General features: G+C 39.5%; 29 protein-coding genes. 18 read left to right on the top strand and 11 right to left on the bottom strand.

Going from position 1 to position 25189, the window contains the following annotated elements; all coding sequences use genetic code 11:
* Positions 1-166 precede the first annotated feature (166 nt).
* The 5 genes from gloA2 (at position 167) to IGJ14_RS10475 (ending at position 4215) form a co-directional block, all read left to right on the top strand.
* Positions 167-547 (top strand): SMU1112c/YaeR family gloxylase I-like metalloprotein, encoded by a 381-nt coding sequence (gloA2, locus tag IGJ14_RS10495; protein WP_019723706.1) that lies wholly within the window; start codon positions 167-169, stop codon positions 545-547.
* A gap of 91 nt (positions 548-638) precedes the next feature.
* Positions 639-1148 (top strand): hypothetical protein, encoded by a 510-nt coding sequence (locus IGJ14_RS10490; protein WP_019723705.1) that lies wholly within the window; start codon positions 639-641, stop codon positions 1146-1148.
* Positions 1149-1228: 80 nt separating this feature from the next.
* Positions 1229-1408: a hypothetical protein gene (locus IGJ14_RS10485; protein WP_019723704.1), complete on the top strand. Its 180-nt coding sequence runs from the start codon at positions 1229-1231 to the stop codon at positions 1406-1408.
* A 53-nt stretch (positions 1409-1461) separates the two neighbouring features.
* Positions 1462-2031, top strand: a complete 570-nt coding sequence (locus IGJ14_RS10480; RefSeq protein ID WP_019723703.1) for a GNAT family N-acetyltransferase — start codon at positions 1462-1464, stop codon at positions 2029-2031.
* A gap of 279 nt (positions 2032-2310) precedes the next feature.
* Positions 2311-4215 (top strand): hypothetical protein, encoded by a 1905-nt coding sequence (locus IGJ14_RS10475; protein ID WP_019723702.1) that lies wholly within the window; start codon positions 2311-2313, stop codon positions 4213-4215.
* A 174-nt stretch (positions 4216-4389) separates the two neighbouring features.
* Here the strand turns inward: IGJ14_RS10475 and IGJ14_RS10470 are convergent, their stop codons facing one another.
* A complete protein-coding gene (locus IGJ14_RS10470) occupies positions 4390-4905 on the bottom strand; it encodes an LURP-one-related/scramblase family protein (RefSeq protein WP_010734759.1) in 516 nt (171 codons plus the stop codon).
* 26 nt (positions 4906-4931) lie between these two features.
* Positions 4932-5801: a Cof-type HAD-IIB family hydrolase gene (locus IGJ14_RS10465; RefSeq protein WP_019723701.1), complete on the bottom strand. Its 870-nt coding sequence runs from the start codon at positions 5799-5801 to the stop codon at positions 4932-4934.
* A gap of 123 nt (positions 5802-5924) precedes the next feature.
* On the opposite strand from IGJ14_RS10465, the gene IGJ14_RS10460 reads away from it, so the two are divergent.
* The 4 genes from IGJ14_RS10460 (at position 5925) to IGJ14_RS10445 (ending at position 8848) form a co-directional block, all read left to right on the top strand.
* The gene (locus IGJ14_RS10460; RefSeq protein WP_430607734.1) at positions 5925-6605 is read left to right on the top strand and encodes a uracil-DNA glycosylase; all 681 of its coding nucleotides are present in this window, start codon (positions 5925-5927) and stop codon (positions 6603-6605) included.
* A 155-nt stretch (positions 6606-6760) separates the two neighbouring features.
* The gene (gene pta / locus IGJ14_RS10455) at positions 6761-7741 is read left to right on the top strand and encodes a phosphate acetyltransferase (RefSeq protein ID WP_010734762.1); all 981 of its coding nucleotides are present in this window, start codon (positions 6761-6763) and stop codon (positions 7739-7741) included.
* Positions 7742-7854: 113 nt separating this feature from the next.
* The gene (gene tsaE / locus IGJ14_RS10450) at positions 7855-8328 is read left to right on the top strand and encodes a tRNA (adenosine(37)-N6)-threonylcarbamoyltransferase complex ATPase subunit type 1 TsaE (protein ID WP_019723276.1); all 474 of its coding nucleotides are present in this window, start codon (positions 7855-7857) and stop codon (positions 8326-8328) included.
* Positions 8321-8848 carry a GNAT family N-acetyltransferase gene (locus IGJ14_RS10445; RefSeq protein ID WP_019723275.1) on the top strand — a complete coding sequence of 176 codons (528 nt, stop codon included), beginning with the start codon at positions 8321-8323 and terminating at the stop codon, positions 8846-8848. Before tsaE ends, IGJ14_RS10445 begins: the two co-directional genes overlap by 8 nt.
* Positions 8849-8971: 123 nt before the next feature.
* On the opposite strand, the gene IGJ14_RS10440 is transcribed toward IGJ14_RS10445, so the two are convergent.
* Positions 8972-9505 carry a 3'-5' exonuclease gene (locus IGJ14_RS10440; RefSeq protein WP_019723274.1) on the bottom strand — a complete coding sequence of 178 codons (534 nt, stop codon included), beginning with the start codon at positions 9503-9505 and terminating at the stop codon, positions 8972-8974.
* A gap of 153 nt (positions 9506-9658) precedes the next feature.
* Positions 9659-10411, bottom strand: coding sequence for an exodeoxyribonuclease III (locus IGJ14_RS10435; protein ID WP_019723273.1), 753 nt, complete (start codon positions 10409-10411; stop codon positions 9659-9661).
* Positions 10412-10516: 105 nt separating this feature from the next.
* On the opposite strand from IGJ14_RS10435, the gene IGJ14_RS10430 reads away from it, so the two are divergent.
* The 3 genes from IGJ14_RS10430 (at position 10517) to IGJ14_RS10420 (ending at position 13001) form a co-directional block, all read left to right on the top strand.
* Complete coding sequence (locus tag IGJ14_RS10430) at positions 10517-11437, top strand: Gfo/Idh/MocA family protein (RefSeq protein WP_019723272.1); 921 nt, start codon at positions 10517-10519, stop codon at positions 11435-11437.
* A 70-nt stretch (positions 11438-11507) separates the two neighbouring features.
* Positions 11508-12413, top strand: a complete 906-nt coding sequence (gene murB, locus IGJ14_RS10425) for a UDP-N-acetylmuramate dehydrogenase (protein WP_430607732.1) — start codon at positions 11508-11510, stop codon at positions 12411-12413.
* Positions 12414-12431: 18 nt separating this feature from the next.
* Positions 12432-13001 carry a GNAT family N-acetyltransferase gene (locus IGJ14_RS10420; protein ID WP_019723270.1) on the top strand — a complete coding sequence of 190 codons (570 nt, stop codon included), beginning with the start codon at positions 12432-12434 and terminating at the stop codon, positions 12999-13001.
* Between the two features lie 20 nt (positions 13002-13021).
* Here IGJ14_RS10420 and IGJ14_RS10415 read toward each other — a convergent pair whose 3' ends face one another.
* Positions 13022-13867: a hypothetical protein gene (locus IGJ14_RS10415; RefSeq protein WP_019723269.1), complete on the bottom strand. Its 846-nt coding sequence runs from the start codon at positions 13865-13867 to the stop codon at positions 13022-13024.
* Between the two features lie 280 nt (positions 13868-14147).
* On the opposite strand from IGJ14_RS10415, the gene IGJ14_RS10410 reads away from it, so the two are divergent.
* Complete coding sequence (locus IGJ14_RS10410) at positions 14148-15659, top strand: flavocytochrome c (RefSeq protein WP_019723268.1); 1512 nt, start codon at positions 14148-14150, stop codon at positions 15657-15659.
* Positions 15660-15712: 53 nt separating this feature from the next.
* Here the strand turns inward: IGJ14_RS10410 and IGJ14_RS10405 are convergent, their stop codons facing one another.
* From IGJ14_RS10405 to IGJ14_RS10380, 6 genes are all read right to left on the bottom strand, one after another.
* On the bottom strand, positions 15713-16699 hold the full coding sequence (locus tag IGJ14_RS10405) for an NAD(P)H-quinone oxidoreductase (RefSeq protein ID WP_019723267.1): 987 nt from the start codon (positions 16697-16699) through the stop codon (positions 15713-15715).
* A 2-nt stretch (positions 16700-16701) separates the two neighbouring features.
* Positions 16702-17352, bottom strand: a complete 651-nt coding sequence (locus IGJ14_RS10400; RefSeq protein WP_010734773.1) for an NAD(P)-binding oxidoreductase — start codon at positions 17350-17352, stop codon at positions 16702-16704.
* Positions 17353-17495: 143 nt separating this feature from the next.
* Positions 17496-18110 carry an ECF transporter S component gene (locus tag IGJ14_RS10395; protein ID WP_019723266.1) on the bottom strand — a complete coding sequence of 205 codons (615 nt, stop codon included), beginning with the start codon at positions 18108-18110 and terminating at the stop codon, positions 17496-17498.
* 16 nt (positions 18111-18126) lie between these two features.
* The gene (gene coaC / locus IGJ14_RS10390) at positions 18127-18678 is read right to left on the bottom strand and encodes a phosphopantothenoylcysteine decarboxylase (protein ID WP_195339216.1); all 552 of its coding nucleotides are present in this window, start codon (positions 18676-18678) and stop codon (positions 18127-18129) included.
* 13 nt (positions 18679-18691) lie between these two features.
* Positions 18692-19420, bottom strand: a complete 729-nt coding sequence (locus tag IGJ14_RS10385; RefSeq protein ID WP_019723758.1) for a phosphopantothenate--cysteine ligase — start codon at positions 19418-19420, stop codon at positions 18692-18694.
* Positions 19417-20406: an acryloyl-CoA reductase gene (locus tag IGJ14_RS10380; RefSeq protein ID WP_019723759.1), complete on the bottom strand. Its 990-nt coding sequence runs from the start codon at positions 20404-20406 to the stop codon at positions 19417-19419. Before IGJ14_RS10380 ends, IGJ14_RS10385 begins: the two co-directional genes overlap by 4 nt.
* A gap of 230 nt (positions 20407-20636) precedes the next feature.
* Between IGJ14_RS10380 and IGJ14_RS10375 the strand changes: the two genes are divergently transcribed.
* From IGJ14_RS10375 to IGJ14_RS10355, 5 genes are read left to right on the top strand one after another with little or no spacing between them, the layout of a single operon-like run.
* The gene (locus IGJ14_RS10375) at positions 20637-21179 is read left to right on the top strand and encodes a helix-turn-helix domain-containing protein (RefSeq protein WP_019723760.1); all 543 of its coding nucleotides are present in this window, start codon (positions 20637-20639) and stop codon (positions 21177-21179) included.
* A gap of 17 nt (positions 21180-21196) precedes the next feature.
* On the top strand, positions 21197-22282 hold the full coding sequence (locus IGJ14_RS10370) for an ABC transporter ATP-binding protein (protein ID WP_010734779.1): 1086 nt from the start codon (positions 21197-21199) through the stop codon (positions 22280-22282).
* Positions 22283-22293: 11 nt separating this feature from the next.
* Positions 22294-23100, top strand: coding sequence for an ABC transporter permease (locus IGJ14_RS10365; RefSeq protein ID WP_019723761.1), 807 nt, complete (start codon positions 22294-22296; stop codon positions 23098-23100).
* Positions 23097-23927 (top strand): ABC transporter permease, encoded by an 831-nt coding sequence (locus IGJ14_RS10360; protein ID WP_019723762.1) that lies wholly within the window; start codon positions 23097-23099, stop codon positions 23925-23927. The genes IGJ14_RS10365 and IGJ14_RS10360 overlap by 4 nt, the downstream gene beginning before the upstream one ends.
* Entirely contained in the window at positions 23924-24997 is a 1074-nt protein-coding gene (locus IGJ14_RS10355; RefSeq protein ID WP_019723763.1) for an ABC transporter substrate-binding protein, read from the top strand. The genes IGJ14_RS10360 and IGJ14_RS10355 overlap by 4 nt, the downstream gene beginning before the upstream one ends.
* The last annotated feature ends 192 nt before the right edge of the window (positions 24998-25189 follow it).

Genomic DNA, 25189 nt, shown 5'->3' with positions numbered 1-25189 from the left:
TATTATTCGATTTGATTGTTTTCTGAAAAACATTTACTTTCCAAACGACGAAAAGCAGGCGGCCACTTGATGTGGTTCCTGTTTTTTTGTGTAGCGGGAGAAAAATCTTTGCTATGTCTAAAACTATTGATAAGATAAAGGAAACAAAAAGATTGGAAGTGTGAGAATGAATTTAACAACGGTTCACCATGTTGCGATCATTGTGTCAGATTATCAAAAGTCACGTGCTTTTTATGTTGATTTGTTAGGTTTTGAAGTTATCCGTGAAAATTATCGAGAAGACCGTGACGATTATAAGTTAGATTTAAAACTAGGGGATATGGAGCTTGAGATTTTCGGTATCAAAGATGCACCTAAAAGACCGAGTTATCCAGAAGCTTGTGGTTTGAGGCACTTAGCGTTCAAAGTGGAACAAATCGAAGAAACAGTCGAGGAATTACAAGAATTGGGTATTGAAACTGAACCGATCCGTATTGATACCTTTACAGGTGAAAAAATGACTTTCTTTTTTGATCCAGACGGGTTGCCGTTAGAATTACACGAATAAAAGTAACAACTTTGTCACTTTTTCTTCCGTTCATTCGATTTTTCTCTTTTCTATTTCTTGTTATTCTAGAAAAAAACGAGGAGAGAGTGGAATGAAAAAAATAATCATTGCAACATCGATTGCTATCATTGTTAGCTTAGCGGCTTCGTTAGGACTATTGGATGCAAACTTTTCTTTTGATGACATCAGTGACCAAGAATATCAAATCTCATTGCAAAAGGCAGTAGCTATTTTGCGAGATGAGTACCATGAAGAGAAAGTCAGCCGTATCCAGTTCAACCAAGTAAATGAAGAACAAAGTAATAAAAAGATGTATGAATATATTTTTCATACGCCCGATCGAGTGATCACGGTGAACCCAATCTCAGGAAAGACGATGGTAGTTGAGGAAAGTCGGCAAGAACTAGGGCAATTGTTTCACTTGAAAGCAATCCATCAAGTGAAACATCCACAGGCAGCAATGAAAGAAGCAGTCCATAAAGTCGGGAAACATCACGGAAAAGCAAAAAGTTGGGAAATCACGACAAAAAGTGGTCAGTTGTATTATTGTGTAGCCGTAGATGGAACCAATCATTTAGAAGACGTATTGATCAGTGCTTGAAGGAGAAGTGGTTTCACTTCTCTTTTTTTCTAGTTAAGAGTAATCTAAAAGTGTAAAATAAAGAAGGGATTGAGGGAATCATGCAAAAAATGATTTGTCCAAACTGTGGAAAAAAATTCACCTATGAAGAAGTTAACCATATCGTCGAACACGTAAAAAAAGAGATGCCGATCGTTTGCCCTTATTGTCGTTTTGAAGCAAAAACAATCGTTTCGAATGGTTATTTCGTGACACAAAAAATTGAAGATTATTTGAATTAGCTGTTTTGCTCTGAGATTTCATTGTGTTAAAATGAAAAAAAGGAGTGTCAGAAATGATTCGTAATGCAAAAAAAGAAGATGCGGCAGCTATCGCTCCGCTTATTTTAGTTATATTGAAAGATATGGAACTACCGTTTCTTTTGAAGTACGGTGAAGAAAAAACATTGGAGATCTTGGAAGAAGCCATTACAGATCCAGACTATCGCTACAGTTATACAAGAGGGATCGTTGATGAGCGAGAAGGCAAAGTAGCAGGGATCGTTTACGGTTATACAGACGAAGAAGAGCCAATCATCGATCAGCCGTTTGAAAAATATTTACAAAAGCACGGTATCCATGAACCTGTTCAAATGTTTACGGACAAAGAAACGTTTCCTAACGAATGGTACCTAGAGTCGATTTGTGTTGCAGAAGAGTTCAGAGGTCAAGGCATCGGTTCGTCCTTGCTCGAAGCGTTACCAGAAATCGTAAAGAAATATAAACGCCAAGTGATCGGCTTAAGTGTAGATAAAGGAAACCCGAAAGCTCGAAAACTGTATGAACGCCATGGATTCAAAGTAGTAGGGCAACGAATGATCAGTGGACATCTTTATGATCATATGCAAAAGAAAATTACCGAGTGATATTTTTAGTCAATTGTTCATTAACCGATTAATAAAATAAGGCATGCCTGAAAAGGCGTGTCTTTTTTTTACCTAAAAAGTGAGGACAATCACATAAAATAAAGAATAGCAATAATAGAGCATGAGAATCATACGTTATGTTTAATGATAAATCTATGAAATTGATGTAATTTTCGGGAATGTTTTCAGAAAACCATTTCTTTTATCACTTTTTAGGACTATAATAGCAAATGTTTTTATGTTATTAAATTTCATATATTGATGAAAAGAGATGAAATAATGTTTAAGAGTAAGTTTGTGAATCTTTCCCTAATTTCTGTTTTGTTACTCCATTTAATTTTCCCGATCCAAGTAATTGCCGAGACATTTCTTCCACAAGATCCAGGAAGTGTTTATGATGATTTAACAGGTGATTATGGGATATTGGGGATTGCTTCTCAGTTCCATGTATTCGCAAAAGAGAAGACCACGATCAATGCGCATACAGAGGGTAATGTAGCAACGGGTGTGTTATCAGCCACGAATAATTTCGGCACCTCGATCACTACGGGAGATTTAAACAACGAGATCAATTATGCACAGGTTATTGAGACTATTAGTAGTTCAGTAGAAACTTCTGCTTCTGATACTCGAGTGAATGAATTTATTGTGGGTTCGGGAAATGTGGTCACGAGTGAAAATGATAAAGTAGTGGTCAATGGAACGAGATTGGATCATTTAACACCAGATGAGTTCTATCAAGATCAACCGGGTTCTCAATATATTGATTTTGAAAAGGAATTTGAACAGTTGGTTGAAGCTTCAAATAAACTGATGTCATCAGACGCAGCAAAAACATATACAACTGCTGATTTTCCTGACATGAATAATCGAGTGATTGATTGTACAGCTGTTGAAGGAGATGGGTCTTTAATCATCAATGTCGATGCTTCTGTTCTCGCAATGAACACACCATTACGAATCAATAATCCTGAGGAAAAAGTGATTGTAATAAACGTAGTGAATACACCAGCAGATTTCACCGTACACTCACAAATTCAATATAATAATCGGACAAACCATCAAACAGAAGATTTTTCTGATGCCAATATTTCTTGGAATTTTGGGACTGGATCAGAGAAATTGACAATCGATGCACCATTTCAAGGGACGATCATTGCGCCTTGTTCGGATATCACTGTCAACCAAAGTCAGGATGGAACGATCATCGGGAAAAATGTTACTTTGAACGCAACAACAAATCGTTGGGATCCAAATGAAATCTTCCTTGCAACAGACACGGATGATAACACGAGTGAAAGCAGTACAGAACCAAGCACGAGTGAAAGCAGTACAGAACCAAGCACGAGTGAAAGCAGTACAGAATCAAGCACAAGCGAAAGTAAGAGTAGTACAGAATCAAGCACAAGTGAAAGCAGTACAGAACCAAGCACGAGTGAAAGCAGTACAGAGCCAAGCACAAGCGAGAGTAGTACAGAATCAAGCACGAGTGAAAGCAGTACAGAGCCAAGCACAAGTGAGAGCAGTACAGAACCAAGCACGAGTGAAAGCAGTACAGAACCAAGCACGAGTGAAAGTAGTACAGAACCAAGCACGAGTGAAAGCAGTACAGAATCAAGCACAAGCGAGAGCAGTACAGAACCAAGCACGAGTGAAAGCAGTACAGAACCAAGCACGAGTGAAAGCAGTACAGAGCCAAGCACAAGTGAAAGCAGTACAGAACCAAGCACAAGCGAAAGCAGTACAGAATCAAGCACAAGCGAGAGCAGTACAGAACCAAGCACAAGTGAAAGCAGTACAGAAACAACCACGAGTGAAAGCAGTACCTATCCAGGTAAAAATGGGAAGCAATCAGATACAAGTACCACAACCAATACCACAACAAGTAGTTCTAGTAGTGTTTCATCAACAAACGAGTCTGACAAGCCTGTTATCAGTGGAGATGGGACAGTTGAAAGCGATGAATCAGGTACGATGCAAATGAACGATAGACGTGAAAATAAAGTAGCGCTAGCCGTTGAATCAAACACCAATAATGATGATCCTTCGACCAAGAATGAACAATCACAAAATCAAGAGCTTTTCCCTAAAACAAATGGGGAAAGAAATAATTTGTGGATCATGGTAGGTGCAGTGCTTATCTATGTAGTGACACTTCTTTTCTATAGAAGAAAACATGTGTAAAAAAAAAAACGAAGCTGTGACATCGATTGTCTGATTCCTTTAAACCTGAATAAACGATGTTCCAGAAGTAACTCCTTTAAAAATAAGCCAGAAAACTCCAAAAATTTGAAAGACAATTTTCGGAGTTTTCTGGCTTATTTCTCGGAGCTGGACACTTCTGTCACAACCTTGTTTTTAGTTGACATCAAAGCGATAAGAAAGGGGTGTTTCTTTGTCTTTGTTTTTTCGATAGAGCCAATAATCAAGGACAGCAGCAATACAGATACAGATAGGTGCATTTTCTTCACAAGGGATATCAAGGACATAATAATCACCGGTAAAGAGGGTTGCTTTGTCCATTTCCATGATTGGTTCATTGAAATGCTGGATCTGATAGCGATGGTTATAGATATCTCCTTGAACAGTCCAATGCAATCGGCGAATATAATAAAAATCTCCTGGCCAATTGAAAATCTTTTGCATCGTACCGACTTTTTCGAAATCTTTGTAAAGTTCAAAGCGTGTCCCAAATGTCAGACTGATTTGTTTGATATGTGCGACTAGATCACCATTCATGGCATAAAGAGACAAGGCATCTCCTTTCGTTCCCCAGCGGCCGACCATCAAAAAAAGTGATTTGCCTTTTTCGTCTTTGACGATCGTCCGAGTAGCACGACTCAGCTGTTTTTCCTGAATGAAAAATTCTGACATATTTGTTCCCCTCTTTCTTCAAACAACTATAGGTTTTCGTTGATTGCGCGTAAGATGGCTTTGCCAACACCTGATTCAAGATTCGTGTCTGTTAAGTATTTAGCGTAATCTTTGACTTCGATCTCTGCATTTCCCATGGCGAAACTAACGCCAGCGTTTTGTAACATGCTGACATCGTTAAAATTATCACCGATCGTCATAACTTCATCTAAAGCGATCCCTCGTTCATGAGCGACTTGGGCAACTGCGATTCCTTTTTGGGCATTTTTATGATTGACTTCAAGATTGTTTTGACCAGAAGAGGTCACTGCTAGTTCGCCTAAATTACTGATTTCTTTCCCTACAGGGCCTAAAATACGTGGGCCTTCAGTATGGAAACAGATGATTTTTAAGACTTCAAGTTTTTCATCAAGTAATAATTCACGTATGCTGTCAACATAAGTGATGTGTAAGAGTTCAAGATTGGCTGAAGCCATGGCGATCGCCATTTTGTAAGTCAAATGGGGCATATGGGTCGCAATGGAAGAAGCAAAGCTTTCGATCCTTTTTGGTTGGCTTTCCGAATACAATCCTTGGTTTGTCGCTACCTCGTAGTAAATACCATTTGCATCTAGAATATCCATGACTGTCATGGCTTGGGGACTTGGAATTGGCACTGTAAAAAGCGACTTGCCGGATTTGTCAAAAACTTGCGCGCCATTCAAAGTGATCATCGCACAATCGATTCCTGCTTCATCTAAGGCTGCTCGTGCTTCTTGTGCGTTCCGTCCAGTAGCGACCATAAATTCAATGCCCAGCTCATTTGCCATGCGGATTGCTTCAGTATTTTCTGTTGAGATACTCATATGTGCATCGAGTAAAGTGCCGTCCATATCAGAGGCAATTAATTTGATCATGTGATTACCGTTCCTTTCCTTTTCTCCCTCCTAGTTTAACATACTAATACGAAATACGATGGAAGATTTTGACTTGTTAACAAATAATTTGTGAGTTATTCTGGAAAATAGGAGGTGGGAAATTTGAAGAAAATCATCCACAATAGTTGGCAAGAAGTATTAGCTGATGAATTTGAAAAAGATTACTATCAGCAGTTGAGAATTTTTTTAAAGAATGAGTACGCAACTCAAAAGATCCATCCGGATATGTATCATGTTTATGAAGCGTTAGAGCTGACTCCCTATGAAGAAGTCAAAGTCGTGATTCTAGGACAAGACCCTTACCATGGAGTAAATCAAGCGCATGGGCTTTCTTTTTCCGTCCAACCAGGAGTAAAAACACCACCGTCTCTAGTCAACATCTACAAGGAATTGAGGAATGACTTGGGGATGGAACCAGTTTCTCATGGGAATTTAGTGACTTGGGCCAAACAAGGTGTGCTGCTTTTGAATACTGTACTAACTGTCAGAGAAGGGCAAGCTTATTCACATCGAGGAAAAGGATGGGAACAATTGACTGATGCGATCATAGAGAAGCTGAATGAACGAGACAAACCGATCGTGTTTATTCTTTGGGGGAAACCTGCACAAGAAAAAATGAAAATGATCGATAAAAGTCGACACATTATAATAACAGCCCCACATCCAAGCCCATTATCGGCACATCGTGGCTTTTTCGGCTCAAAACCATTTTCAAAAACGAATGATGCGTTGCTTGCGTTGGGAGAAACGCCAATTGATTGGCAACTGCCTAAAACAGTGTAGTGATACAGCGCTTTCCTGTTATAGTGCAGTTTTTCCGGATTATGTGAAAAACTTAATTATTATCCATTATTTGACTGATACAGAAATTTAAAACTGTTCTTTTTTTTGATAATAGTGTATCATGGTAGTTAATAAAAATAACTGGGGGTCATCTTGTGGAATTGTTTGATAGTTTAAGATTTAAAATTGTACGTCGCGGCATCAAAATCGTGTTTCCAGAAGCAACGGATGCAAGAATTTTAGGAGCAGCAGCACGTTTAAAAGCAGAAGAATTAGTTGAACCGATTTTGATCGGTAGTAAAGAAGAGATTGAAGCAGCAGCAAATGCACGTGGTATCCAAACATCTAACTTCACGATCATCAATCCAAATGATTATGAAAAATGGGATGAAATGGTCGAAGCTTTTGTTGAACGCCGTAATGGAAAAGCAACAAAAGAACAAGCAGAAAAAATCTTAAAAGATGTCAATTACTTTGGAACAATGCTTACATATATGGGCATTGCTGATGGTATGGTTTCTGGAGCGATCCATTCAACCGGAGATACAGTACGTCCAGCACTACAAATCATCAAAACAAAACCAGGTGTAAGTCGTACAAGTGGTGCTATGATCATGGTTCGCGGTAGAGATCAAGAAAAATATGTCTTTTCTGACTGTGCGATCAACGTGAATCCAAACGCACAAGAATTAGCTGAAATTGCTGTGGAATCAGCAAAAACAGCAGAACTATTCGATATCGATCCAAAAATCGCGTTGATGAGCTTTTCAACAAAAGGTTCTGCAGCAGCTCCTGAAGTGGATAAAGTCGTTGAAGCAACAAGAATCGCGAAAGAATTAGCGCCTCAATATACGATCGATGGCGAATTACAATTTGATGCTTCTTACGTTCCAGCAGTTGCACAATTGAAAGCCCCTGATTCTAAAGTGGCAGGTCAAGCAACAGTCTTTGTTTTCCCTGAATTACAATCAGGAAACATTGGCTACAAGATCGCTCAACGTTTTGGTAACTTTGAAGCAATCGGACCAATCTTACAAGGATTGAACAAACCAGTAAGTGACCTTTCTCGTGGCGCTAATGAAGAAGATGTCTACAAATTAGCGATCATTACAGGTGCGCAAACATTATTAGATTAATCGAACAGTAGATCTAAAAGAAAAGGGCTAGGGAGCTGAGGATTCCTGACTCTTTTCTTTTTTTTTGTTGGATTACACGTTATACTGACAAAAAAGAATGAGGAGAAGTGAAGATGATTGAATTAACAAGTGTAGCGATGACGGATCAATTAGCAGAAATCATTGGAAAAGTCGCTCATCCAGGAGATAATCTAGTCTTGACCGGCGACCTAGGTGCTGGAAAAACGACTTTGACAAAAGGAATTGCGAAAGGACTAGGTATTGATCAAATGATCAAGAGTCCGACCTATACGATCATTCGCGAATATACACAAGGAAGATTGCCTCTATATCATATGGATATTTATCGTGTTGCTGCTAGCGGGGCTGATTTAGGATTGGATGAATATTTTGAAGGCGACGGACTATCGGTCATCGAGTGGGGAAATCTATTAGAAGATGCTTTACCTGAAGATTATTTGGAACTGATTATCGAAAAAAGTGATACAGAATTAGAGAAAAGGTATGTGAAATTCCAATCATATGGATCGAATAGTCAAGAATTTGAAAGACGTATCTGTGAAGCATGGGCGAACTCTCATGGCTAATGACGTTGAACTGACGCTAAAAGAAGCGGATGGATCAGATGCTCGAGGATTGATGGTGATGTTACGGCAAGCGAAACGAGAGACGGATTATTTTGTTATGGATGAGCATTCACTTGGTATGAGTGAAGAGGTACTTGCAACTGAAATGTCTCGAATAAAAGAAAGTACAGAACACTTATTATTTTTAGCCTGTGCCAAAGAACAGGTGGTAGGTGTCGTTTCTGTTGCCCCGAAACCTGACTTACCGCAACGTGGCGAAATAGGGATCAGTATCTTGAAAGAATATTGGGGAATGGGGTTAGGTACGATTCTTTTAGAAGAGGCAATCATTTGGGCTACAGAAAATGCACGATTTAGTACGTTGGTTCTTGACGTATTGGCGGCCAATCAACGAGCCATCCATCTTTATCAAAAAATGGGGTTTCAAGAAGAAGGCCAGAGTGCTGACTATTCGAGAGAACAAGGTCAATCTTTGCCAATACTCAAGATGAAACGAACGATTGAGCATGAAATAAGCTGAGTTTACAAACAAAGAACCTGAAAAGCGGACGACTGCTTTTCAGGTTCTTTACTTATTGCAAAAGATGATTCATTAGTGCGTAAGGAACATTAATGAATCATTCGATTACTTTAGCTAATTGAACTATTTCACTGTGACTAATTTTTTCAATGGGTCTGTCCCAAAATATTTTTCCTGATATAACAAGATTTCCGCACAAGCTCGACTATCTTCTAACGCATCATGGTGATTTTTCAACGTGATATCTAAATTTTTACAAACCGTATTCAAGCGATGATTTGGCATCTCTGGAAACAAGCGACGGCTTGTTTTGACGGTACACAATGAGAGATAGTTCGGTTGAGGCAACTGATAGTAATCTAAACAACCAGCCAATACTTTTGTATCGAATGCGGCGTTATGCGCTACGACTAATCGGTTTTTTTGGAAATATTTTCCGATCTTCTGCCAAACATCTGGAAATTTAGGTGCCTGTTGGACATCTTCGGGTCGGATGCCATGGATCTGGATGTTACGCCAGAAAAATGGCGTTTCCGGTTGGATCAAGGTATAAAATTCATCGACAATCTGACTGTTCTCCACTTTGACAAGGGCTAAGGAGCAAGCACTATGGGATTGGTGGTTCGCAGTTTCAAAGTCCATCGCGATAAAATTCATTTTCAAATAAGCCTCCTTTAAAAAATAAACCATAACATAGATTCGTAAGAAAAGAAATAACTTTTTTCAGACTATGTATAAAGTAAATATGGTGCCAGTTAAGGATCAAGGGAAGAAATCGGGGCAACCCAATTTCTTCCGTTGCTGTCCTTACTATTTGATAATCAATTCGACAGGGCAGTGGTCACTACCTAGAATCGATGTATGGATTTTTGCATCAACCAAACGAGGTGTCAAATCTTCACTCGTCAAGAAATAGTCGATACGCCAACCTGCATTGTTTTTTCGAGCATTGAAACGATAACTCCACCAAGAATAGACACCTTCTAACTCTGGATAGAAGTAACGGAAAGTATCTACAAAACCATTATCAAGTAAATGGGACAATGCGTTTCGTTCTTCGATCGAGAAACCAGCACTTTTCTGATTGGTTTTCCAATTTTTCAAATCGATGTTCTCATGGGCGACATTTAGATCCCCACAAACGATCACCGGTTTTTGTTTTTTCAACTCTTCTAAATAATCATAAAAAGCAGATTCCCATTCTAAACGGTAATCGAGACGTTTCAATTCATTTTGTGAATTTGGTGTATAGCATGTCACTAAGTAGAATTCAGGATATTCTAACGTGATCAATCTGCCTTCTTGATCATGGACATCAATGCCCATTCCATAAGAAACGTTCAATGCAGGTTCTTTGGCAAAGATCGCTGTACCTGAATAGCCTTTTTTGACCGCATAATTCCAATATTGATGGTAACCTGGTAAATCCAAGTCGATTTGACCTTCTTGTAACTTTGTTTCTTGCAGACAGAAAAAATCCGCATCAAATTCCTTAAATGTTTCTAGAAAATTTTTGTTGACGATGGCTCTTAAACCATTGACATTCCACGAAATCAGTTTCAAAAAAACACGCTCCTTTTTCTATCAAGTCTGTGCGATTATATTGTACCTCATTTTTATTAAAAATAGTGTAAGATAAGAGTAATAACAGATAGCAGGAGGGAAACCATGAAAATTGGCGTAGTAGGGGTTGGTAATATTGCCGAAAAAGCATATTTACCCACATATGCAGAGAAACAAGGAATGTTTGATTTTTATTTTGCGACACGTAATCAGGTAACGAAAGATCGTCTGAAGAAAACCTATGGATTTACTCATTTGTATGAGTCACTGGATGACTTAATTGAAGAGGAAATCGAAGCATGTATGATCCATGCGGCAACAAGCGTCCATTTTCAATTGGCAAAAAAATGTTTGGAACATAATATCCATGTTTATATCGACAAGCCTTTAAGTGTCAACCTGAAAGAAATCCAAGAGTTACAAGAATTGGCAGAACAACACCAAGTGATTTTAATGGTGGGCTTCAACCGACGATTCGCCCCAATGGTCGAAGAATTAAAAGCGATTCCAGAAAAACGGTTGATCCAGTTACAAAAAAATCGCATTGCGGCAAAAGAAACGACCGCTTTTGTCATTTACGATCTATTCCTACATTTGGTGGATACAGCTGTTTATTTATTGGACGAACCATTGATCAAAGCAACTTCCCATATCCGAGAAAAAGAAGGATTTATGGAAGTAGCGATGTTGCAACTTGAAACCGCGAACCAAATGGCGATCGTGACGATGGATCTTGTAAGTGGTGCGAATACTGAAACTTATCAAGTGACGAGTAAACAAGGAACCTACGAGTTGAGTGATCTGACAGAATTAGTTATCCGTAAACCAGATACGGTGGAAATGAAAAAATTTGGTGACTGGGAAACAACGCTGAGTAAACGTGGTTTTGTACCAATGGTCGAACGATTTTTTGAAGAAATCCAACAACCGACACCAAATAATGAAAAGTTGAAACAAACCAACATTTATGAGAGCCATGCACTTTGTGAGGAAATGCTGAATAATCTTTATCGTCATCAGCTTTGAGCAAAACTGGCAAGATTGTTTTAAGCGTGATAGAATGATGGGGACGTTTGAAAAGAAAGGAAAGTCCTCAGTGAATAAAGAAGAAATCGTTAAAAAAAATCCAGAATTGAATCTGTTGCTTGATGAACCGCTAAGCCATTATACATTTACTAAAACCGGTGGACCGGTAGATGTTTTAGCTTTTCCAAAAACAAAAGCTGAAGTTAAGCAGTTAGTTGATTATTGTCGAGAAAACCAAGTGCCGTGGTTGGTATTAGGAAATGCAAGTAACTTGATCGTCCAAGATGGTGGGATACGTGGCGTGGTCATCATGTTGACGGAGATGAATCAGATCCGTGTAGAAGGCACGATGGTGATTGCAGAAGCAGGGGCAAAATTGATCGATACGACATATGCAGCCTTAGCAGAATCTTTGACAGGATTTGAATTTGCCTGTGGGATTCCTGGAAGTATCGGCGGTGCAGTCTACATGAATGCAGGAGCTTACGGTGGTGAGATCAAAGATGTATTTGCAGAAGTCGACTTATTATTAAGTGATGGGACGATTCAAACCCTGTCAAATGAAGAAATGGCCTTTTCTTATCGACATAGTGAATTACAGAAGATGGATGCCATCGTCTTAGAAGCTCGTTTCCAATTGACCCCTGGTGATCATGAGATGATCAAAGGACGAATGGACGAATTGACAGAATTGCGTGAAGCGAAACAGCCATTGGAATATCCCTCATGCGGTAGTGTCTTCAAACGACCTGTAGGACACTTCACAGGACAGTTGATCCAAGAAGCAGGATTACAAGGCTTGAAATGGGGCGGCGCACAGATCTCAGAAAAACATGCCGGCTTTATCGTCAATATCGATCATGCAACAGCGACTGATTATACAGAGTTGATTGCCCATATCCAAGAGGTGATCAAAGAGAAGTTTGATGTCACATTAGAAACAGAAGTACGGATCATTGGTGAAAAAAGAAGTTAAAAGAAAGTAGGTGGTGTGATGTTGGATAAGCAATTGCCCTATGCAGAGATTTGGATGACACGGCCACTTCATGAAGAATTGCCTTCTTATCCCTTGAATGAGCAGTATCGCTTTGAAACTTATCAACCAGGAGCAGAGCAGGATTGGGCTATCATTGAAACTGCGGTCGGTGAATTTGACTCTGTGGAGAAGGCATTGGCTTACTTTGAAAAAGCTTTTGCCCCTTATCCAGAAGAACTAGCAAAGCGCATGTATTTTGTGGTCGATGAACAAAATGAACGCATTGCTACATGCACTGCTTGGTGGAAGCTTCGTGAGAAAGAATATCCGCTTTTTCATTGGTTAGCGGTCAAACCTGAGCATCAAGGAAAAGGGATCGCCAGAAGTTTGACGATCGAAGTGCTTCGTTGTTTCCAACAAGTAACGACACAAAGCCCGATCTATTTACACACACAGACGTGGAGTCACCCAGCTATCAAACTTTATCAAAGCTTAGGCTTCACGTTCATCTCTGAAAAATTTGATGGAAGTGTGAATCCGGAGTATCAAAAGGTATTAGAGATTTTATCCTCGAAAACAAAAAAATAAGGAAGAGCAAACGCTCGACCTTATTTTTTTTGTTTATTTCCAGCAGTATCCATCCGTGTAGTCACGCCTTTTCTTCTAGGGATGAAGTTCCGGATGAAGGTGAATTTCCGATAATCGTTTTGTGTATAAAGATAGCCGAAGATGCTGAAAACAAGGGCTCCGATAAAATTGACGAATAAGTCTTTCATCGTATCTAAGATCCCAATGTCCAAGTACCCGTCTGCCATGACATACTCTTTGGTATTGCCATTGTCATCTTTGTATGTGACCGTTGTTTTTTGGATGTCTTTGATCTTATATACGGTGTTGCCATCCTCGCTCAATTTGACACTGTTGATCTGATCAACATAATTATCTTTTTGCATATCCATCTGTAAGACTTGATCCGCAGAGAATTCGATAAATTCCCAAAATACACCGACAGTCATGGAAAAACAAAATGACACTAGTGCGACTAGTAATGGCGTCAGATTCATTGTTTTCGTATTTTTGTTCAAGAGGTAGACAAGAGAAAAGCCAACACCGCCAGCAAGAAAGCCGCTCAGTGCATGTAAAGCTGTGTCCCATAGTGAAAAGTAGCCATAAAAGTCACTTAATTCACCCAAGACAGTGGCACTGAAAATAAAGGATAAGATAATGATTTCCAGTGTGTTAGGGATTTGGATCTTTAGTAATTTTTCTAGTAAATAGGGGATTTCAAACAATAATAACGTCAATAATAAGAGCATGATGTTCCCCATGTTTCGGTCGATCAGTTGGTCCACTAGCATGACCACTACAATGATACGTAAAATAATATAAATCGCATGGGTGACCTTCCCAGCAGACTTACTTCCTTTGGAAAAAAAATGTTTGATAACTTTCATAAATGAACTCCTTCGTGTTTCATATCGATTATACTTGTCTAATGAAAAAAGCCCAAATCTTCTGTTTGTATCAAAAGAAAAAAATTTTTTTATTTGGCTATTTATTCAAGAAATTCAGCTGTTTTTCGATAGTTACTAACGAAAACTTGGAAATTTGAGATATTATTGGTTATTTATAAAAGAAAAAGATAGCGGTAGTCGAAAAAAAATAAATTGTTGGTTGAATTTGTGAATGCTATCACTTATGATGGGATAAGTGTTAAATTTTAGGAGGACAACTATGAAGAAAACAATTAAAGGGTTACTGACAGTTACAGCAATTTTTGCCTTAGGTGCCTGTACGCCTGATGAAAAAGAATCTGCATCCAGTAGCTCTTCCACAAAAGAATCAACAGAAGTATCATCCGGAGCGTCTGCTCAAACTTACACAAATCCAGCTGATATGAAAGAAGAATATGATTTGATCATCGTCGGCGGAGGAGGAGCTGGTATGGCAGCTGCAATCGAAGCAAAAGATGCAGGCTTGAATCCAGTCATTTTTGAAAAAATGCCAGTTGCTGGTGGAAATACATTAAAATCTTCAAGTGGAATGAACGCATCTGAAACAAAATTCCAAGAGGAAGAAGGTATCACTGATTCGAACGACGCCTTTTATGAAGAAACATTAGCAGGTGCGAATGGCACAAATGATAAAGAAATGTTACGCTATTTTGTCGATCATTCGGCTGCTGCAATCGAGTGGTTAGATGAAAATGGCATTAAATTAGATAACTTGACGATCACTGGTGGAATGAGCGAAAGACGAACACATCGCCCTTCTGATGGTTCTGCTATTGGTGGCTATTTAGTCGATGGGTTATTACGAAATGTCCACGAACGCCAAATCCCGATTTTTGTAAATACTGAAGTGACAGATATCCAAAAAACGGGAGATACAGTTAACCAAGTAACAGTCCAAGTCCAAGGGGAAGAACCAAAAGAAATCACTGGTAAGGCTGTAGTTGTTACAACTGGTGGATTCGGTGCGAGTGAGGAATACATCCAAACTTACCGTCCAGATCTGGAAGGATATGTAACAACGAATCAAGTGGGATCAACAGGCGATGGTATCAAGATGATTGAAAAATTAGGCGGTCAAACGGTCGATATGGATAAGATCCAGATCCATCCAACGGTTCAACAAGACGAAGGATTCTTGATCGGGGAAGTGGTACGTGGTGAAGGAGCGATCTTAGTCGATCAAGATGGCGAGCGTTTCGTCAACGAAATGAATACACGAGACAAAGTATCAGCTGCAATTACTGCATTGCCAGAAAAATCTGCTTATTTGATTTTTGACCAAGGGGTACGCGATCGCGCAACAGCCATTGAGTTTTATGATGAAAAAGGTTATGTAACTGCAGGTGAGACGATTGAAGAATTGGCAGAGAAAATCAACTTACCAGCAGAAACATTAGCACAAACAGTAACAACTTGGAACGAAGAAGTTGCCAATCAAGACGATACAGCATTTGGTCGTACGACAGCCATGGAGCATGATCTGTCTAAACCAAACTACTATGCGATCAAAATCGCACCTGGTATCCACTATACGATGGGTGGAATCAAAATCAATACGAACACAGAAGTTGTGGATAAAGACGGACAACCGATCACTGGACTTTACGCAGCAGGTGAAGTCACTGGTGGCTTACACGGTGAAAACCGCATCGGCGGAAACTCTGTAGCGGAAATCATTATTTTTGGACGTCAAGCAGGACAACAAGCAGCAAAATTTGTCTCTGCACAATAATAGAAATGATATGAAAAGAGAACCTAAGGCGCACATGCCTTGGGTTCTCTTTTTTAAGATTCACTGACTGTCAAAATGATTTTTCCAACGTTTTTGTTAGCTTCCATATATTCATGGGCTTCTTTTACTTCTGATAATGGAAAGGTTCGATCAATGATTGGACGGATCGCTCCGGTTTCAAAATAAGGATCGATGTTTTTCATAAACTCTTGAGTCAGTTTTGCTTTGTATTCATCACTTCTTGGTGTCAATAGCGTACCAATCAATTGGATTCTTTTTTGTAGCAAAACGCTTAAATCAAGAGACTCGACTGTTGTGCCTCCTAGTGTGCCAATCAAGACCCAACGACCATCTACAGCAATCGATGCCAGATTTTTTTCCCAATAAGAGGCACCGATGAAATCTAAGATGACATCAACGCCATGCCCATCAGTCATCTTTTTTACTTCCTCCGCGAAATCTTGCGTTTTATAGTTGATTACTTCATCTGCGCCTAATTCTTGGCAAAAGGCTAACTTTTCAGCTGAACCTGCGGTAACGATGATGCGTGCTTGCGAATATTGTTTGGCTAATTGGATCGCTGCAGTACCAACGCCACTTGCACCAGCATGGATCAAGACAGTCTCATTTTTTTGGAGTTTTCCTAACCAATACAAGGTTTGATAGGCAGTCAAGAAAACTTCAGCGATACCAGCGGCTGATACGTAGTCAAGGGAATCGGGCAAGAGGATTGCTCGATCTGCTGGGATTACGGCATATTCTGCATAGCCACCTAAATTCACTAGACCATAGACTCTCGTTCCAGTTGAAAACTCAGAACGGTCACTTGCGTTTTCAATGACTTCCCCAGCAACCTCTACACCTAAGATCGGGTAAGGCGCTTGGAGTGCAGTATTTTCGCGACGCATGATATCCGTACGATTGACCGCAGCGGTGTGGACTTTTAACAATAACTCCCCAGCTTTTGGAATAGGTCTAGGGACATCCACTTCAGTCAAAACATCTGCTGAACCGGGATGTTTTATAGAGATTCCACGCATGATCAAGCCTCCTCAACAAGTTGTTTGATGGCATCCGATACTGTAGCTGATCCTTCAGATAGAACAACAGTTGTTTTTGAGATGTTTGGTTGATCCACTAACGCTGCTAAAACTTCTGCTACCGTTTTTCTTGTAATCGATTGAGCTGGTTTTTCGTCTGGTTTGGTCAATTGGATCGAAGTGACCTCCTCGTCGTTCGTCAAAGCTACAGGTTGTAGTATGACATAATCTAATGATGTCTGATTTTTCAACCATTCGTCTGCATAATATTTGGTAATATAATAATCAGTCATTGACTCAGGCCATTTTTCACGGTTATCCGCAAAAGCTGCACTGATCATCAAATAACGAGAGATATTTGCTTGCTCTGCTGCGATCATTGTTTTGATTGCGCCGTCTAAATCAACTTGTAAAAGATTTTTTCCTTGAGAACCAGCAGCAAAGATGACGAGTTCACTCTCTTGAAAGGCTTCCGCCATTTTTTCTGAAGACCAAGTTAAATCAAAGGGAACATAGGCGATATTTTCTTCATCATAAATCGCTTGGTTGGCAACATCTCGTACACCCGCGTAAACTTGATGTTCGGTTGTTCCGAGTTTTTGGATCAAATGACGCCCAATTTGTCCGTTTGCTCCTACTACAAAAATATTCATTTTCTTCATCCTTTCGCTACATATCTGTATCAATCATGGTAACACCAAAAGATAAAAAATTCAGGACTAAACACTTATCGACAAAAAAACCAAAAAAGAGCTAACATACCGCATTACTCTTTTTTGGTTTTTTAATCCGATCATTAACGAATCATTCGTAGTAAAACGGTAGATACCGCAGCTGTGACTAAACCAGCGACGATTGCTTCTGGTACGCCACTAGTAAAGATGACCGCTAAAACTGCTGAATAGACTGCATTGATATTTGTCCCAAGAACCTGTGCATAATCTTGTTGGAATAGAAAATAGATCAAGTTCATCACTAAGATCGTATTGGTCAGAGAACCAGCGATCCCTGCGAGAAACAATGAGAGCGGACTAACTTTGTTTTTTGTCAATCGCTGTATTCCTTTATACACGAAATAAGGAACAACACCGATCAGGATTCTAGGTATCAAGGCAATGATCAAGGCTTTCCAGCTTCCTTGTTCTGTGCCGATCACCGGAATAAACGGTGAGAAAACAAAAGACAACGGTGTTGGTATGAACGTACTGCGAATCAGACTGATCAAACCAAATGTGCCACCGAGAAAGGCACCTAGTCGAGGACCTAAAATAATTGAAGCGACGATGACAGGGATATGCATCGTTGTTGCGTTGATCGGCCCAATCGGAATAAATCCGAGAGGCGTGACAGCGAGTAAGATCATAATTGCTAAAAACATAGCAGTTAAAGTAAAGTTTTTGGTATTTTTCATCATAACTCCTTAAATACTAGACCGACCTCTGATTCAGCAGAAGTGTGACTTGGTCGATAATGATTTGGTTATCCGCTAAAGCACCTTTTCCGTAATCGCCACAAGCTAAGAGGGATTCTCTAGGTTCAATCTCTTGATAACCGATTTCTTTTAGCGTCGTTAAATTTCTTTGATTGATCGGATGTTGGTACATATTAGTATTCATCGCCGGTGCAATCAATTTTGGTGTTTCCGGTAAAAGTGCCATGGCAACAGTCGATAAGAGATCATCCGCTAGACCATTCGCTAACTTGCCGATAATATTTGCAGTGGCTGGTGCAATCAAAAACAAGTCTGCTTGTTTGGCTAGCTCGATATGGTTGATCACTGAAGGATCGTTTTCTTGCATAACGTCTGTATGGACAGCACGTTTTGAAAGGGATTGCAATGTTAAAGGTGTAATAAATTTGTTACTACTTTTTGTCATGATGACATCGACTTGATAACCGAGTTTGACTAGTTGATTTGTGATATCTGCACTTTTATAAGCAGAGATACTGCCCGATACACCTAGTAGGATTTTTTTCATCGTGAATTCCTCCTTATTTTAGAATCGCAGTGACGATACATTTTGCAATCTCTTGCTTCGTATCGGCTTCTATGACCTCACCATTTTTAGATAATAAATAGCCATGGTGGTGTGTTTCACTGACTTGAGTCAAGTCGTTGGCCAAAACATAATCGGTTTGATTGGTGATCAAACTTTTTTTAGCTACGTCCAATAAGTGTTCTTTCGAGACATCGACTAATAATTTAAAACCAACGATGACAGCATTTGGTTGCCATTGGCGTAACGAACGAATGATCTTCGGTGTTTTCTTCAAGGTCAAAAAGAGATAGTCCGTATCAGATGAAATCTTGGCTTCTTTACTAGCGGTTCGTTCTGTTTCTGCCAACCATGACGGCAGTGAATCAGGGGTCAATGCCTCTTTACTCAAGCGCTCAGCAAACTGTTGTTCAGAAAGACTGAAAGCCGGTGTGAAATCACTGACCGCCATGCTATGGATAATGGCATCATAGGTATTTTCTTGCATCAATCGTTCTAACGTATCCAGTAAGTCTTGTGTAGAATCAATGAGATGGATCGTCAAAAGTTTAGAAGCAGTAGGTTTTACAGCAGATCGTGTCGTTACATAGTCGATCGTCACAGTCTCGTGAACAAGAAAGGCTTCTGCGATGGCTTGACCTAAACGTCCAGTCGAATGATTCGTGATCGAGCGGACTTGGTCGATTCGTTCGCTTGTGCCACCGGCTGTGATCAATACCTTCATATTGTTTCACCTACAGTGACAAGTGTTCTTCCTTGGTGTGTCCCATCAAGGATTTTTGTGGTTGTTTCTTCCAATTGATCTAAGGTGATCTCATTGACGACTAAATGATCAGTTACAGATAGGTCTGCTAGTTGTTGCCAGATATTCAAGCGTTTCTCATGTGGGACATTGACTGAATCAATCCCGATCAACTGGATATTGCGTAAAATAAAAGGTAACACTGTTGTTGTCAATTTGATGCCACCCGCATTGCCGCAAAGAGCAGCTGCGCCATCATAAGCAATCAAAGGCAATAATCGTGTGAGCTGTTCGCCCCCAACAGTATCGATCACATAATCGACTTGTTGTTTGTCTAACGGTTTATTTTTTTCTGGTAGAAAGGCTTCTGGATGAACGACTTGAGTCGCCCCTAGTTTCTGTAGCCAAGTCTTTGCTTCTTCTTTACGAGAAAATGCGGTGATTTGCTGAAAGCCCATTTTATGCAACATGGCAATTGCCACACTACCAACTCCGCCAGAGGCACCAGTGACGATTACTTTGTCCTCTGCTTTCATTCCTTGGGTAAGTAAAGCATTCACGCAAAGTGCAGCAGTCAAACCAGCGGTGCCTAAAACCATTGCCTGACGTAGGGTCATCGTTTCTGGAAGAGGGATGAGCCAATCTCCAGTTACTTTCTGGTAATCGCTATAGCCACCAGGTTGACTAACGCCCAACCCATAGCCGGTTGCTAGAACTTGATCTCCTGGTTGAAATCGTTTGTCCAAGCTTTTCATGACGACACCAGAAAAATCAATTCCGGGAGTCATTGGATAATGACGAATCACTTGGCCATGTTCACTACAAGCTAACGCATCTTTATAATTGACATCTGAGTAAGCGATTTTTACCCAAACTTCATTATTAGTCAGCTCAGGAAATTCTTTGTCAACGATGCTTGTATGAAAAGTAGGCTCGTTGTTTACTTGAAACTGTTTGAATGTATTCATTAGATAGAAGGTACTCCTTTCGAAATTTTCCTTAATCATACCATAAAGCGTTTCATTTTCTAGTAGTTTGCTGATTAATTTCTTCTAAAAAAAAGTTGAGATAACCGAAAAAGTACAAAGGAAATTCAAGCAAAAGGGTTGTTTTTTCAGAGGAAATTTGTATACTAATACAGGTGGTAGTAAACTTGGAGTTTACTATTAGAAAACTTCGCATAGGGGGACAGTGACAAATGGAAATTGGTGAGAAGTTACGAAATCTGCGTATCCAAAAAAACTTGACACAAGAAGAATTAGGGGAGCGGACAGATTTATCAAAGGGCTATATCTCACAACTTGAGCGGGATTTAAGTTCGCCATCGATGGAAACATTTTTCTCAATCCTTGAAGTATTAGGAGTTACCCCAGAAGCTTTTTTTCATCAAGAAACACCCAACCTTCAAATCGTTTATACGAAAGAAGATCGAACGGTCTATTATGATGAGGAAAATGGTTACGAACTGGAATGGTTAGTGACAGATTCCAACGAAAAAGAAATGGAACCAGTTTTATTGACATTCGATACAGCTGGTGAATATAAAACCTTTGAACCTTCACTCTCAGAGACATTTATCTTTGTCTTAGAAGGGGAGATCGCGCTAAGCTTGGGTGAGCGAGAGTATGTAGCAAAAAAAGGTCAATCGATGTACTATCAGGCAACGACACACCATCAATTACGCAATCATCAAAACAAACAAACTAAGGTATTGATCGTCGCAACCGAATCATACTTGTAATATAGGGGGCAGAAAAAGTGGGAAAACCAATCATATCATTCGATCAGGTCGTAAAAAGCTATGATGATGAAACAATTTTGAAGAATGTCAGTTTTGAGATCGAACAAGGAAAATTTTATACATTGTTGGGGCCTTCTGGTTGTGGGAAAACAACGATTTTACGAATCATTGCAGGATTTACGGAAGCAACCGAAGGAGATATTTATTTTGAAGGAAAGCGCCTAAACGATCTACCGGCAAATAAGCGCCAAGTCAATACGGTTTTCCAAGATTACGCCTTATTTCCTCATATGAATGTATTTGATAATGTTGCATTTGGATTGAAAATCAAAAAAATGCCTAAATCAGAAATCGAAAAAAAAGTCAAAGACGCATTACGTATGGTGCAATTACCTGGATATGAAACGCGGGAGATCAGCGAGATGTCAGGGGGACAACGCCAACGGGTGGCCATCGCGCGAGCTATCGTCAATGAGCCGAAAGTCTTGTTATTGGATGAACCGTTATCAGCCTTGGATCTAAAGTTACGTACTGATATGCAATATGAGTTGCGCGAACTACAACAACGTTTAGGGATCACCTTTATTTTTGTGACGCATGATCAAGAAGAAGCGTTAGCAATGAGTGATGAGATTTTTGTGATGAACAAAGGGAAAATCGTCCAAAGTGGTACTCCTGTGGATATTTATGATGAACCAATCAATCATTTTGTGGCAGATTTTGTTGGTGAAAGCAATATCGTCAATGGCGTGATGATTGAAGATAACTTGGTTGAGTTTGTTGGCAAACAATTTGAGTGTGTCGATGGTGGGATGCGCGTCAATGAACCAGTTGAAGTCGTACTTCGTCCAGAGGATTTAACGATCACAACACCGGATAAAGGGAAATTAGTCGTGACAGTTGACACTCAGCTATTTCGTGGTGTCCATTATGAGATCATTTGCTATGATGAGCAACAAAATGAATGGATGGTCCACTCAACGAAAAAAGCGCGCGAAGGGAGTCAAGTCGGCTTAGCCTTTGAACCAGAAGATATCCACGTTATGCGTTTCAATGAGTCAGAAGAAGACTTCGATGCACGTTTGGAAAGCTACGAAGAATAGGGGGAGAGAATATGAGAACAATGCGTAGGATCTATTCCATCCCTTATGTTTTGTGGCTTGGATTATTTGTGATTGCGCCTGTTTTGATGATCATCTATCAATCTTTTTTTGATATGAGTGGTCAGTTTACATTAAGCAATTATGCTGCGTACTTTACTTCAGGAACTTACATCGCCATGACGATCAATTCGGTATGGTATGCGTTCTTGATTACATTATTCACATTGTTGATCAGCTATCCAACAGCTTATTTTTTAACGAAATTGAAACATAAGCAATTATGGTTGATGTTGATCATTTTACCGACATGGGTCAATTTATTGTTGAAGGCATATGCCTTTATCGGGATTTTCAGTATCCATGGAAGTGTCAACCACTTTTTCGAGTTTGTCGGCATTGGCCCACAACAGATTTTATTTACTGATTTTAGCTTCTTATTCGTAGCGACATATATCGAGATTCCTTTCATGATCATGCCGATTTTTAATGCTTTAGAAGAAATGAATCCTTCATTATTGAGTGCTAGTAAAGATCTAGGAGCAAGTAATTTTGAAACATTTCGCCGAGTGATTTTTCCTTTGTCATTGAACGGCGTGAAAAGTGGGGTACAAGCAGTTTTCATTCCCTCACTATCACTTTTCATGTTGACACGTTTGATTGGTGGAAATCGAGTGATCACGCTAGGTACAGCGATCGAACAGCATTTCTTAGTGACGCAAAATTGGGGCATGGGTTCAACGATCGGCGTGATTTTGATCATCGCTATGTTCGTTGTGATGTTACTAACTGGTGAGAAGAAAAAAGGAGGTCGCTCATGAGAAAAAAATTCAAATGGTCGTATCTCTATCTAACAGTTGTCTTTCTATTATTGTATTTACCGATTTTTTATTTGATTTTTTATTCCTTCAATGAAGGCGGAACGATGAACAGCTTTACCGGCTTTACTTGGGAGAACTATCAAGCGGTATTTGAGGATACACGACTCATCATCATCGTATTGAATACATTTATGCTGGCGTTCTTATCGGCTTTGATTGCAACGATCATCGGGACATTTGGCGCGATGGGGATCTATTACACGAAAAAACGTCAAGCACGAACGGCGCTATTGAGCATGAACAATATTTTACTTGTTTCTCCCGATGTGATCATCGGTGCGAGTTTTTTGATTTTCTTTACGCTAATCGGCTTTGGGTTAGGCTTTCAAAGTGTCTTGCTTTCCCATATCGCTTTTAGTATTCCTATCGTTGTTTTAATGGTCTTACCAAAATTGCAAGAAATGAACGATTCGATGGTGGATGCTGCGAGAGATTTAGGAGCGAATAATTTCCAAGTCGTAAAAAATATCATTTTACCGTTTTTATCTCCAGGAATCATTGCCGGTTATTTCATGGCGTTCACATACTCTTTGGATGATTTTGCGGTCACTTTCTTTGTAACAGGAAACGGCTTTACTACTTTATCCGTTGAGATCTATTCAAGAGCGCGGCAAGGAATCAGCTTAGAGATCAACGCATTGAGCGCACTTGTCTTCTTATTCTCAATGGTATTAGTGATCGGTTACTACTTTATCAGTAAAGAAAACCGACCAAAACGATTGAAAAAAAATCGCCGCAACCGTGAGGAGGTGGCTCGTTTACGATGAAAAAATTACAATCTTTGCTGATCGGTATTATCTTGATCATTGGTGTATTGCTTGTCAGTGTTAGACAATTAGAAAAAGCGAGCGGAATGAGTGGAGCGAAAATCGTGACCATTTATAACTGGGGAGACTACATCGATCCTAGTTTGATCACGAAGTTTGAACAAGAATCCGGTTATAAAGTCAATTACGAAACATTTGACTCGAATGAAGCCATGTTTACCAAGATTCAACAGGGCGGAACCAATTATGATATTGCTATTCCTAGTGAATACATGATCCAAAAAATGATTGAAGAAAAACTTGTCATGCCTTTAGATCATAGTAAGATCAAAGGCCTGAACAATATCGATGATCGCTTCTTGGATTTGGATTTCGACCCTGATAATAAATATTCGATTCCTTATTTCTGGGGAACTTTGGGTATCGTGTATAACGATAAAGTATTCGACGAAGAAGAAATCAAGCATTGGGATGACCTTTGGAAACCAGAATTGAAAGACAGCTTGATGTTGATTGATGGAGCTAGAGAAGTGATGGGCTTATCTTTGAATAGTTTAGGGTATTCTTTGAATAGCAAAGACATGACCGAACTGAACGAAGCAGCTCAAAAATTGAATAAAATGACGCCAAATGTCAAAGCAATCGTTGCAGATGAGATCAAAATGTATATGATCAACGAAGAGGCATCAGCTGCTGTGACTTTCTCAGGTGAAGCAGCAGATATGATGTATGAAAATGAACATTTACATTATGTGATCCCAACAGAAGGCTCAAATCTTTGGTTTGATAACATCGTCATACCAAAAACAGCTAAAAACCAAGAAGGCGCCTATGATTTCATCAACTTCATGCTCGATCCGGAGAACGCCGCTCAAAATGCAGAATATATCGGCTACTCCACACCAAATAAAGCTGCCAAAGCATTGTTACCAAAGGAAATCTCCGAAGATGAACAATTCTATCCATCGGATGAAACGATTTCGCATCTTGAAGTTTATGAAAATCTCGGTTCAGAATACTTAGGAATCTATAACGATTTATTCTTAGAGTTTAAGATGTATCGGAAATGATGGTAAAACTCAATAAAATTGGGAAAAAATCAAGGAACAAAAACCGTTGTTTACGTACTTTTGAAAGCTCAGTTTTCCAAATTTCTACCAGGAGCGCCTTTTTAGGCGCTTTTTTTGTTTTGATTTAAGGATAGCAATATAGATTAAAATAATAGTCTTTAATTAGCGTAATTGATTGTGTAAAGGATAAAT

Origin of the sequence: Enterococcus sp. DIV1304_2 (assembly GCF_050555445.1) — a bacterium.
Classification (GTDB): Bacteria; Bacillota; Bacilli; order Lactobacillales; family Enterococcaceae; genus Enterococcus_B; species Enterococcus_B pernyi.
Note: the sequence above shows the minus strand (reverse complement) of the source record. Positions and strands in the feature narration are given on the sequence as shown.